The sequence below is a fragment of the Filimonas lacunae genome (genome assembly GCF_002355595.1).
GTDB classification, from domain to species: domain Bacteria; phylum Bacteroidota; class Bacteroidia; order Chitinophagales; family Chitinophagaceae; genus Filimonas; species Filimonas lacunae.
Map to the genome: position 1 here is coordinate 7,218,712 of NZ_AP017422.1, position 12,265 is coordinate 7,230,976.

Here is a 12,265-nt window from a genome sequence, read left to right on the forward strand (position 1 = left end):
TTGAATTACGTTTATTTGTGGCCATCCAAATGGTTGTTAGCCATTAAGAATGACGAGTGATGAATTACGAGATTAAAACAAACGACAAGTTTCGGTTTATTGAAGAAGGCGAAGGTGAGCCGCTGATGGTATTACACGGTCTGTTCGGCGCTTTAAGCAACTTTAGTGATCTGATTGAGCACTTTAGACATAAGTATAAAGTAGTAGCTCCCTTATTGCCCTTGTACGACCTGGATATTTTCCATACCACAGTAGTAGGGTTGGCAAAGTATGTAGCAAACTTTATTGACACAGGTGGATACGACAAGATTCACCTGCTGGGCAACTCATTGGGTGGCCACGTTGGTTTGCTGTATGTTTTAAAGCACCCGGAAAAAATCAAGTCGCTTACCCTCACCGGAAGTTCTGGTTTGTTTGAAAACGGCATGGGTGATAGTTATCCGAAAAGAGGTGACTATGAATACATCCGTAAGAAAACAGAATTGACCTTCTACGATCCGGCTATGGCCACCAAGGATCTGGTTGACGAAGTGTTCGATATCACCAATAACAGGTTAAAGGTTATTAAAACCATTTCTCTGGCTAAAAGTGCTATCCGCAACAACCTTGGTGAAGAACTGGGGCAGATTACACAACCTACATTGCTTATCTGGGGGAACAACGATAACGTAACGCCTCCTTTTGTAGCAAAAGAGTTTAATAAGCTGATTCCAAACAGCGAAGTACACTTCATTGATAAGTGCGGCCACGCCCCTATGATGGAAGTACCGTTAGAGTTTAACAAAATACTGGAAGATTTTTTAGGCAAGTTGAAAGAACCTGCTGCAACTATTGCCTAGTTTTTGTTGTCTGTTATATAAAATGTACCTGAATGTTAACATCTCAATTAATAGTAACCAGCTACCCTGCTGTCAATTTATTTGACAAAGCAGGGTTTGCGTTGCAGCTAATGGAAGACTACGACATTCAGCACCTGCCCATTGTGAGCGATGAGAAATTCCGGGGCCTTATCAGCAAAGATGATTTACTGGATGCAGATGAGGCAGCACCCATTGCTTTGTTAGAAGAACAATGGATTAAAGCTTCTGTGCATGCTAACGATCATTTTTTACAGGCTTTAAAGCAGGCTTCTGCGCTTGATTTGTCACTGATTCCCGTTATTAATGAACAGTCCGAACTACAGGGAGTCATTTCCCGGGTGGAGTTGTTACATGCAGCGGAAAAATTTACCGGTGCGGAAGAGCCCGGTGGTTTAATAGTGATGGAGATGGAAAAAAGGAATTTTTCGTTTGGCGAAATGAGCAGGCTGGTAGAAACTAACGATGCTTATATAACACAGCTGAACACCTACATAGACAGTTCCACCGGTTTATTACAGATTACCATGAAAGTGAACAAGTCCGAGATTTCGGATATTGTGGCTACTTTTCAGCGCTACGAGTATACGGTAAAACATTACTTTGGCGAAGAATCGTATCAGAACGAACTGAAAGAGAACTACGATCTGTTAATGACCTATCTTAAAATGTAATCCTCCTTTGAAAAAAAGGCTAGTATCTGTTAGCCTGGAGGTATTGCTTACTATATTTGCGCATGAAAGTAGCAATCTACAGCCGTGGATTAGACATTGAACAGCACAGCCAGCTGCTTATTCTGGCAGAAGAACTACAACGCTACAACATTTCCATTTTATTACATGAGGCCCTGCAGGAGCATTTTGATTATTTGCGTACTACAGGGGCAGACATCAGCATCTTCAAAGATCATAACGATTTAAATGAAGAAGTGGAATGTTTAATCAGTTTAGGGGGTGATGGCACTATTCTTGACGCTGTAGGGCTGGTTCGCGATAAGGGAGTGCCTATTTTGGGTATTAACTTTGGCAGGTTGGGCTTTCTGGCCAGCATTGGTAAAGAAGAACTGAGCATTGCGGTAGATACACTGGCTAACGGCACTTATGTAGTAGATAAACGATCTTTAATTCATCTGGATGCCAATATTCCTTTGTTTGATAATGCTTCTTTTGCGTTAAACGAGTTTGCGTTGCACAAAAGAGATGTATCGCCTATGATTAAGGTGCATACTTATTTAAACGGGGAGTTTTTAAATACCTATTGGGCAGATGGCTTAATTGTTTCTACTCCTACGGGCAGCACCGGGTATAGTTTAAGCTGTAATGGTCCGATTGTGTTTCCTGACTCTTCCAGTTTTCTGATAACACCTATTGCACCGCATAACCTGAATGTAAGGCCTATTATTGTGCCGGACAGCAACATCATTTCGTTTGAAGTGGAAGGTCGCCACAACCAGTTTATATGCACGCTGGATTCGAGAAGAGAAATTGTAGATAAAGACGTTCAGCTGGCCATTAAAAAGGAGAGCTTTGGCGTGAAATTAATACGATTAAACGAAAATAGTTTTCTTTCAACGCTTAGAAACAAGCTTACGTGGGGAATGGATAAAAGAAATTAAGCGTTCAAAGACAAGAAATTAAAGGGATTTTTCGTTATATCAACATTCCGTATTTTGCAAATATGTTAAAGAAAATTATACTACTGTTGACCGTTACCGTGTTAACATCCAAAGCTAATGCTCAATGGCTGGACAGCTATGTGCAACAGGGTGAATTTGGGATAGCGGTAGGTGCCGCACATTACTTTGGTGACCTGAATACAAGGGCAGCCTTGAACAGGCCCAAGTTTGCAGGCGGTATTTTCTTCCGCAAACAAATCAACAATTACATTGGTGTAAAAGTAGCCGGCACTTATGCGGCGGTAGGCTACTCCGATAAATATAGTAAGAATGAAACCCAGCGTAGGAGAAACCTCAGCTTTAACTCCAACATCTGGGAACTGACCGTAACAGGTGAGTTTAACTTTATGAAATTTTACCCTGGTGTAGAAGGGTTAAACTATACGCCTTATGTAGGGTTAGGTATTGGTATATTTTCATTTGATCCCTATGCTTATTTAGGTGGTCAGAAGTATCACCTGCGCCAGATTGGTACCGAAGGTCAGGGCAGTGTTGCTTACCCTGGTCGTAAGCCTTACAGCTCTACCGCTATGTGCATTCCATTGACGCTGGGTATGAAATACAGTATTTCTTCGGCAGTGAACCTGTTTGGCGAAATCGGTTACCGTTTTACCACTACTGACTACCTGGATGATGTTAGCACCACCTACGCACCGGATGCATTCCCCACCACTTCTACCGGTGATCCTTCCATTGGCTACCTGTTACAGGACAGAAGTTATGAAACGGGCAGTATGATAGGCATCAAAGGCAGGCAGCGTGGCAACAGTTCGCAAAACGACAGTTATGTTACCTTACTGTTAGGTGTTTCCTTTAATATTTCTACTTACAAGTGTCCTTCCCCTAATCCTAGGTAGATGCTTCTTTCTGTTTTTGTTTATTTCATTGCAGAAAGACTAAATTTGTCCGCCTCTATAAGGCATATATATGCAGGAATTGAAGGATACTATTGATAAAAGCCGGTTACCCAGGCATATCGCCGTTATTATGGACGGTAACGGACGTTGGGCCAAAGAAAAGGGTCAGGATAGGTTGTATGGCCATTTTCATGGCGTGCAAAGCGTTCGTGATGTTGTGGAAGGCAGCGCAGAATTGGGGTTAGAATACCTGACGCTGTATGCTTTCAGCACAGAAAACTGGGACAGGCCCGAAAACGAAGTTACCGGCCTGATGGAATTACTGGTAGATACCATTCGGAAAGAAGTTCCCACATTAAATAAAAATAATATCCGGTTACATGTAATAGGTGATATTGCCATGATGCCGGAGTATGCCAGAACTGAACTGCAGGAAGCATTGGACGAAACCAGCAAAAACACTGGATTAAACCTGATAATGGCATTAAGCTACAGCAGTCGCTGGGAGTTGGTAAATGCGATGAAACGTGTAGCAGAAGATGTGAAAGCAGGAAAAGTAGAACCAGAGCAGGTAAACCCGGCTTTGTTTCAGCAATACCTTGCCACCAGTGCATTTCCCGATCCGGAATTGATGATAAGAACCAGCGGCGAATACCGTATCAGTAACTTTTTACTGTACCAGCTGGCTTATGCTGAACTGTACTTTACAGACACCTGCTGGCCCGATTTCAGGAAGGAGAATCTATACCAGGCCATTCTCGATTTTCAGAAGAGAGAAAGGAGATTTGGGAAGACCAGTGAGCAGTTACAGCAATCTGCTAATTCTATTTAACAGATTTATTTAAATAATGATGAAAATGTAGAGGCGATTTAACAAACACTTTTAATAATTCCCGTTAATTTGCCGCCACTTATCCCAAAGCCAACTGCTGAATGGAGCTGGATAAGGCTCTATCAGCCCGGTTTTAAACAAAAGCAATTGGATGCGTACAGCTTGTAAATCATTTATTCTGGTAGTTGTTGCCTGTTTGGGCACTCGTTTCGCCATGGCACAGGTTCCAGAAAAAACGCCGGATTCAACCGGTCAGATCACTTCTATTGATGCTGATTTGATGAACCTGTTGAACCAGAAGACGCCTAAGAAATATAAGGTGGCTTCTATAAAAGTAACCGGCAACAAATTCTTTGACGAGTCTTTATTGCTGTCTATTGCCGGCATAAACATCGGCGATGAAATTTCTATTCCGGGTGGTGATAACTTTTCCAAAGCTATTACCAAGCTGTGGGCACAAAACTATTTCAGTGATGTGGAAATTTATATCACTAAATTGAGCGGTAAAGAAATAGAACTGGAGATTGCTGTTACAGAACGCCCGCGTTTATCTAAGTTTTATTTTAAAGGGGCTAAGAAAAGCGAACAGGACGATCTGAAATCAAAAACGGGTTTGATCATAGGACGTGTGATTACCGAAAACATGAAGATTTCGGCAATTGAAGCGATCAAGAAATATTACTATGAAAAAGCATACCGTAATATCACTGTTAAGATTAATGAAGTAAAAGATCCTTCGGCAGATAACTACCAGCTCTTGTACTTTATGATCAACAAAGCCAATAAGGTAAAGATCAACGACATTAATTTCGTAGGCAACCAGATTGATGAGCTGAAGTTGAAAAAGCAACTGAAAGGCACCAAAGAAATGAGCCGATTTACCCTGAATCCACCAGTGGATACCAGTGGCTGGTACGATCCTAAGAAATATACTTTTGAAGAGTATGTAAAAGAATGGGGCTTCCTGGTTCCCTCTAAAACCAAAAAGGTGTTAGATCCATACGTGCGCGTTAAACTTTTCTCTTCAGCAAAGTTCAACGACAAGAAGTATGATGAAGACAAAACGAACATCATTGACTACTATAACTCTTTAGGTTATAGAGATGCGGTAATTGATAAAGATACCTTCTACTATAATGCGAATGGTAACATGAACATTAACATTCGTGTGTCAGAAGGTCATAAATATTTCTTCGGTAACATCTACTGGAGAGGCAATACCAAATATTCTGATTCTGTGTTATCCCAGATTCTGGGCATTCAGAAAGGTGACATTTATAATGCTGAAATCTTAAATAAGAAATTAGGTAAATCTGCTTCACCGGAAGGGGGCGACATCAGCGGTTTATATATGGATGATGGTTACCTGTTCTTCCGTACAGATCCTGTAGAAACAGCGGTATATAATGATACCATAGATTTTGAAATCCGTTTAGTGGAAGGTCCGCAGGCCACCATTGACAAAATTACCATCGCTGGTAACGACAAAACGAAGGAACACGTTATCCGTCGTGAACTGAGAACCATACCTGGTGAAAAGTTCAGTCGTACCGATCTTATCCGTTCGCAGCGTGAGATTGCCAACCTGGGTTATTTTAACCAGGAGAAAATTGGTATCAACCCTGTACCAAACCCAGACAAGGGTACGGTAGATATTAATTATACACTGGAAGAAAAGTCGAGCGATCAGTTAGAACTGAGTGCAGGTTTTGGTGGTGGTATTGGCTTAACCGGTACACTGGGTGTAACCTTTAACAACTTCTCGGCACGTAATATATTTAGCAGGAAAGCCTGGGATCCGTTACCTACGGGTGATGGTCAAAAGTTAAGTCTGCGTGTACAGAGTAACGGACGTGCTTACCGTAGCTACAACATCTCATTTACTGAGCCGTGGTTAGGTGGTAAAAAAAGAAATGCATTTACCATTGGTTTATTTGATACCAAATATTCTAATGCCTATAACTATTTAACCGGCCGCTACGAAAAGGCAGCAGGTGATACTTCTTATTTCCGTACCACGGGTGCATCTGTTGGTTTGGCTAAACAATTGAAATGGCCCGATGACTATTTTTCTTTAGGCTTTACTTTAAGCTATGCACGCTATAAGCTGAGGAACTATCCTATTGATGCGAACCTTACTTTGAAGGATGGCAATGTGTGGCGTAATGGCCACTCTAATAACCTGAGCTTGAAAATAGCTTTACAGCGTTCGTCTGTAGATCAGCCTATTTTCCCAAGAAGCGGTTCTAACTTCTTACTGAGCTTACAGGCTACACCGCCATACTCTTTAATTAATAAAGACATTGTAAATGAAACCAACCCGTACAAATGGGTAGAATATCATAAGTGGCGCTTCTCTGGCGAATGGTATGTTCCATTGGGGCAACCACATGGCGCAGAGCGTAACAAGCAGTTTGTGTTGAAAGCTGCAGCCAAGTATGGTTTCATTGGTAAATACAATAGTGATTTACAGGTATCTCCATTCGAACGCTTCCAGGTGGGTGACGCTGGTTTAAGTAACACTTATGCATTATTGGGTTATGACATCATTTCCCAGCGTGGTTATCCTGTATATGAATCATCTGATCCCACGGTTAACCCCGATCAGCAGGGTGCTTCCAAATACTTCACCATGTTTAACAAATATGTGTTGGAGTTACGTTACCCATTAAGCTTGAATCCAAGCAGTACTATCTACGGTCTTACCTTCTTTGAAGCGGCCAACGGTTGGTATTCATTTAAAGATTACAATCCGTTCCGTTTAAGAAGATCGGTAGGTGTGGGTATGCGTTTCTTCCTGCCAATGTTTGGATTGCTTGGCTTTGACTATGGTATTGGCTTAGACAGAACCACACCGGGTAACGGATTGAAAGGTGCCAGCAGATTTACCTTCATGCTTGGTTTTGAACCAGAATAATATATTATTTTCATCAAAAGAACTTTTTGTATGAAGCTGAAATTATTTCTCCTGGTGTGTGTAGTGTGCCTGGCAATGGGTACCATTAACGCCCAGCGCTATGCTATTATTGACACCAAGTACATTCTGAACAAGATTCCGGAGTATAAAAATTCCGAGCTACGTTTACAACAAACCAGTGAGGTTTGGCAAAAAGAAATTGATGGTAAACAGGCTGCTCTGGATAAAATGTATAAAGATTACGAGGCAGAAAAGGTAATGTTGAGCAACGAGCTACAGAAAAAGAGAGAAGACGAATTATTTAATAAAGAGAAGGAAGTAAGGGATTTACAGAAAAGACGCTTTGGCTACGAAGGCGATTTGTTTAAAGAAAGGCAAAAATTGATAAAACCTTTACAGGATAAAGTGTATAATGCAGTGCAAAAGCTTGCTGTAGCACGCAGTTACGATTTTATTCTGGACAAAAGTGAAGGAATTACTGTTATATTTGCCGACCCCAAACTGGATAAAAGCGACGATATTTTAGCCGAACTGGGGATCAAAAACTAAAGTTTTTATTTTTTAACTTCATACACAATCGACAAAATGAAAAAGGTGTTATTATCACTGCTGGCTGTTGCGGGTTGCTTGTTAGCATCTTCAGAAGCAGTGAAGGCTCAGACTCCACAGCAGCCATTGAAAATCGGGGTTTTCGATATTGAGATCATGATGCAGGTGATGCCCGGTTACCGTGGTGTTGATAGCGCTGTGCAAGTTTATGAGAGGGATTCTCTGGCAAACGAATATGATTTTTACCAATCAGAATATCACCGTTTAGACAGCACTTACAAAGCAGATTCTGCTGCTGGTAAGGCAAAGTCTGTACTGGATCTGCAAAAGCAAAGTCGTCAGCAGGTTGCTATGAACCTGATTTACTGGCAGCAAATTGCCGAGAATAAGTCTCAGCAGAAAAGAGCAATCTTAGCACAGCCTATTACTGAAAAAGTAGTAGCTGCTTACAAAAAAGTATTAGATGCTAAGAAATTCACCCTGGTATTAAAGCCTAACAGCTTTGAATTCTTCGGTTCTTCTGCTGTAGAGAACATCTTTGTTCTGGTAGCGAAAGAATTAAAAGTGGCATTGCCACAGGAATTAGGCGGAACTGGTAACGTTGAGTCTGATGAAGCTAAACCAGCAGGCGCAGGTACCAAACCAGCACCTAAAGCTCACTAAGATATTATTATTGTTATAGTATTAGCAAAAAGGCTGTCGCAAGACAGCCTTTTTGCGTTTATATGTAATTTTGAAGGTATATGCAACAACCACTTCAACCGATTGGGGTATTTGATTCCGGCTATGGAGGACTTACTGTTTTAAAGGAAATAGTAAAGAAGCTACCACAATACGATTACATATACATGGGTGATAACAGCCGCGCACCGTATGGCTCACGCTCTTTTGAAACGGTGTACCACTATACCTTACAATGTGTGGAATGGTTTTTTAAACAAGGCTGCCCCCTGGTAATTCTGGCCTGTAATACCGCTTCAGCAAAAGCTTTGCGTAGCATACAAAAGATTAATTTGCCCGAAATGGCACCTGACAGGCGCGTGCTGGGCGTTATAAGGCCCACCTCGGAGGTGTTAGGCAATTATACAAAAACGGGCAAGGTGGGCATCCTGGCAACGAATGGAACGGTGCAGTCGCAATCTTACCTGTTAGAGATTGAAAAGTTTTTTCCGGATGTGCAGGTACAGCAACAGGCCTGCCCTGTTTGGGTGCCTTTGATTGAGAATAACGAGTATGATAATGCAGGCGCTGATTTCTTTATAGAGAAGTATATTAACCAACTACTGGCTAAACAGGAAGACATTGATACCGTTTTACTGGCCTGCACACATTATCCGCTGATTAAGGATAAAATAAGCCGCTATTTGCCAGAAGGAACGCAGGTGCTGGCGCAGGGAGAAATAGTGGCCAACAGCCTGGAAGATTACCTGCAACGCCATCCTGAAATGGAAACACGTATTACACGTAACGGAAACCGGGCGTTTTACACTACTGACGACCCGGCCGACTTTGATGCAGCAGCTTCATTGTTCTATGGACATTCGGTAACATCGGGCCATGTTAGCTTATAGACATTAAAAAAGCCCGGTAAATCCGGGCCTTTTATTAGATCTTGTCAGAAGTCTACTTTATTGTAAGATTCAATTTTTGTATATCCTCTTTGCTTAGCGCAGGTCCTAAGCCTTTTTTCACCTTAGCTATCACAAATTCTCCGGTTCTTTTGGCTTCTTCTTCGCTTACAAAAGGATGAAGCCCTGCTATTGCCGGAATCCGGTCTTGCTTGATATAAGGTTTGTGGTCAACGTAAATATCGTATTCCCACCTTTCTTCGCCCAGCTTCACTGTTTTCAATTCAACAAAAACCAGATCATCCGAGCCTTCTTTTTTCTTTTTATTTTCCTGCTGTTTACAGCCTGTTACTGTTAGTCCGGCAAACAGCAGGAAAGAAAAACCTAAGTATATCTTAGTCGTTAGCTTCATAAGTCTGACTTGGGATAAACTCCTGGAAGTCTTCCAGGTAAGAAGTAGAACCATAAACACCAGTACCTACGAAACCTCTGTTATGAACGGTAAAGCCTACAGCATAGGTTCTTTGAGTACGCTCCAGTGAAGTTCTTCTGATCCAGGTGTCGTTAACGAAATCGTAGCGCCATGTTTTAGAGATCAGTGTACCACCCTGGTCACCAGCTGTTAAATAACCGTAATTATCAATAACGAAGGTGTTAGCGTTTTGACGGTAAATGTCAGAGTAATCATCATCAAAGCTGTTATCTGTAGCGTTGGTGATTCTGTTCTTTTCTGTCCATTTTAAAGTGGTGCTGTCAAATGCCCACATATCATCCAGGTAAGTAGAGCTGCTATAACCGCAGAATAAATAAGCCTTGTCTTTGTAAACAAATACAGAAGCACCTCTGCGTTTACCACCTGCAATAGCTTCTACAGAAGTCCAGGAGTTGGTAGCAGGATTGTACTGATAGTTGTCTTTTAAAGTATTGGCACCGTCGTAGCCGCAGGTGATATAACCTTTGTTACCCAGACCAAAGCCGGTAGCATTGATACGGGCTGAACCAGCAAAGCTTGCTTTGGCAGTCCAGGTATTGCCATCAAACTCGTAAAAGTCTTTCAGCAATTTAAGACCATCAAACGCGATACCGCAGCCAACATAGCCTTTGTTTTGAATATTAAAACCAACAGCATAAGCGCGAACTTCACCTGGCAGCTCTTCTACCTGAGTCCAGGTATAGCCTGTTTGGGTGTTGCCGGTGCTTGTTGCTGGCATGTTAAACTTCCAAAAATCTTTCAGATAGCCATTATTTGCCAGAGCTACACTATCCGCATTCACATAACTGTTAGAAACCGATTTATTATAACCTGTTCCAACATAAGCAGTATCATTAATTACAAAAGACACAGCACCGGTACGTGCAGGACCGTCAAAAGAACCTCTTTTCACCCAGTTTCCTTCTTCAGTATCTGGCGTATCCGAGCTTTTGTTACAAGAACCCATTATAAGGGCTACACAAGCCGTGCTAAGAATAAGTAATGAATTCTTCATATAATTCATATAGTTTTGAAAATTTATCGCGGCCAAAATAACGGCTTTTTTAATTAGGACTATGAATTTCTGAATATAATTTCTTGTAAATTATTCTTAAAACCAATACTAACGGGTATATCTGTTTGTGCAATCATTACTCTATTCTTGCAAATAACGTTGATCTTATTGATAGAAACGATGTAAGAACGGTGAATACGGATGAAGCGATCCTGGGGAAGTTTGCTTTCAAAAGATTTCAGGTTCTGGAGGGTAAAAATAGGCTTACTGTTGTCTTTGAGATAGATTTTAGAGTAATCTTTCAAACCTTCTATGTACAATATATCGCTTAGGTCTACTTTCACAATCTTGTATTCTGTTTTAATGAAAATAAACTCTTGCTGGGCAGCGTAGCCACCAGATCTGCTGCTTTTAACCATGTTAATGTAATCATAAGCCTTGGTGGCTGCGCTTACAAAACGGGTAAAAGGAATAGGTTTTAACAGGTAATCTACCACGTTAAGGCTGTAACCCTCAATAGCATATTCCTGATAGGCAGTAGTGAAAATGGCCGCAGGGCGCTTTTTAAGGTTCTTTAACAGGTCTACGCCGGTAATGTCAGGCATTCTTATGTCCAGGAACAAAAGGTCTACATCTTCCTGTTCAATATACTGAATAGCTTCCAGGGCGTTGGTAAAAGTAGCTTTCAGATTTAAAAACGGTACTTTTTCAATGTAGTCTTGAAGAATACCTGCTGCCAGTGGCTCATCATCAATAATTACGCTGTTAATCATATACATCTTTTAATAGAAGGGAAAGTGATACGGTATATATATTGTTTTCTTGTGTTATAACTAGTTGATGTTGATCAGTGGGGTATAGCAGGTTCAGCCTTTTCACTACATTATCAAGGCCTATTCCTCCCGGCTCAGTATCCTCATGTCGGTGTATTTTATTAGATACCACGAGGTGTAATTTTCGCTGCCCGACGTTTATTTTTATCTGTATATCGCAATTCTCTTTATAACTGACACCATGTTTAAAGGCATTTTCAACAAAAGGAATCAGTAGCATAGGCTCTATTCGTAGTCCTGTAGTGTTGCCTTCCACCTGGTAATGCACAGTTACCTGGTTGCTCAAACGCAATTTTTTCAGATTCATATAGTTTTGGAGGTAGTCCAGCTCTTTTTCCAGGGCCACTGTAGGGGTGTTACTCTCGTATATCATGTAGCGCATCATGAGTGACAGCTGCATGACCGCTTCAGAAGCTTCTTCTGCCTTCCGTTGTGTTAAAGCGTAAATACTGTTAAGGGAGTTAAACAGGAAATGGGGATTTACCTGCTGCTTTAAGAAGCCTAATTCTGCATTTAACTTTTCTTTTTCCAACTCTTCCTGTCTGCGTTGCGCTTTAAACCATTCCAGGGCTATTTTAATAAAGCCACTGGCCAGCAGAATAAAAAAAGAAGAGAATAATGCCTTGCGCAAGGTCATTTTAAATATGAAAGCGGGCATTCCTGCTATTTTTTTCCCTTGTAAATGTGGGG

General features: G+C 41.3%; 13 protein-coding genes. 9 read left to right on the forward strand and 4 right to left on the reverse strand.

Features of this window, described 5'->3' with window-relative positions; genetic code table 11:
• Positions 1–59 precede the first annotated feature (59 nt).
• The 9 genes from FLA_RS28595 to murI all read left to right on the forward strand — a co-directional run bounded on the left by FLA_RS28595 (position 60) and on the right by murI (position 9,258).
• Entirely contained in the window at positions 60–839 is a 780-nt protein-coding gene (locus FLA_RS28595) for an alpha/beta fold hydrolase (protein WP_076376794.1), read from the forward strand.
• Positions 840–871: 32 nt separating this feature from the next.
• Positions 872–1,531, forward strand: coding sequence for a CBS domain-containing protein (locus FLA_RS28600; protein ID WP_076376796.1), 660 nt, complete (start codon positions 872–874; stop codon positions 1,529–1,531).
• 62 nt (positions 1,532–1,593) lie between these two features.
• The gene (locus FLA_RS28605) at positions 1,594–2,472 is read left to right on the forward strand and encodes an NAD kinase (RefSeq protein WP_076376798.1); all 879 of its coding nucleotides are present in this window, start codon (positions 1,594–1,596) and stop codon (positions 2,470–2,472) included.
• Positions 2,473–2,534: 62 nt separating this feature from the next.
• Positions 2,535–3,389, forward strand: coding sequence for a type IX secretion system protein PorG (porG, locus tag FLA_RS28610; RefSeq protein WP_076376800.1), 855 nt, complete (start codon positions 2,535–2,537; stop codon positions 3,387–3,389).
• 70 nt (positions 3,390–3,459) lie between these two features.
• Positions 3,460–4,221 carry an isoprenyl transferase gene (locus FLA_RS28615; protein ID WP_076376802.1) on the forward strand — a complete coding sequence of 254 codons (762 nt, stop codon included), beginning with the start codon at positions 3,460–3,462 and terminating at the stop codon, positions 4,219–4,221.
• A 214-nt stretch (positions 4,222–4,435) separates the two neighbouring features.
• Entirely contained in the window at positions 4,436–7,138 is a 2,703-nt protein-coding gene (locus FLA_RS28620) for a BamA/OMP85 family outer membrane protein (protein ID WP_231940348.1), read from the forward strand.
• Positions 7,139–7,168: 30 nt separating this feature from the next.
• Positions 7,169–7,687: an OmpH family outer membrane protein gene (locus FLA_RS28625; RefSeq protein WP_076376806.1), complete on the forward strand. Its 519-nt coding sequence runs from the start codon at positions 7,169–7,171 to the stop codon at positions 7,685–7,687.
• Positions 7,688–7,723: 36 nt separating this feature from the next.
• Positions 7,724–8,350: an OmpH family outer membrane protein gene (locus tag FLA_RS28630; RefSeq protein WP_076376808.1), complete on the forward strand. Its 627-nt coding sequence runs from the start codon at positions 7,724–7,726 to the stop codon at positions 8,348–8,350.
• Positions 8,351–8,430: 80 nt separating this feature from the next.
• Entirely contained in the window at positions 8,431–9,258 is an 828-nt protein-coding gene (murI, locus tag FLA_RS28635) for a glutamate racemase (protein ID WP_076376810.1), read from the forward strand.
• Positions 9,259–9,310: 52 nt separating this feature from the next.
• Here murI and FLA_RS28640 read toward each other — a convergent pair whose 3' ends face one another.
• The 4 genes from FLA_RS28640 to FLA_RS31595 are packed head-to-tail and all read right to left on the reverse strand — an operon-like array spanning position 9,311 to position 12,233.
• Positions 9,311–9,667, reverse strand: coding sequence for a DUF4907 domain-containing protein (locus FLA_RS28640; protein ID WP_076376812.1), 357 nt, complete (start codon positions 9,665–9,667; stop codon positions 9,311–9,313).
• Complete coding sequence (locus FLA_RS28645; protein ID WP_159445066.1) at positions 9,651–10,742, reverse strand: Kelch repeat-containing protein; 1,092 nt, start codon at positions 10,740–10,742, stop codon at positions 9,651–9,653. Before FLA_RS28645 ends, FLA_RS28640 begins: the two co-directional genes overlap by 17 nt.
• Before the next feature lie 59 nt (positions 10,743–10,801).
• Positions 10,802–11,515, reverse strand: coding sequence for a LytR/AlgR family response regulator transcription factor (locus FLA_RS28650; protein WP_076377400.1), 714 nt, complete (start codon positions 11,513–11,515; stop codon positions 10,802–10,804).
• Positions 11,508–12,233, reverse strand: a complete 726-nt coding sequence (locus FLA_RS31595; protein ID WP_076376816.1) for a sensor histidine kinase — start codon at positions 12,231–12,233, stop codon at positions 11,508–11,510. The genes FLA_RS28650 and FLA_RS31595 overlap by 8 nt, the downstream gene beginning before the upstream one ends.
• Positions 12,234–12,265 lie beyond the last annotated feature (32 nt).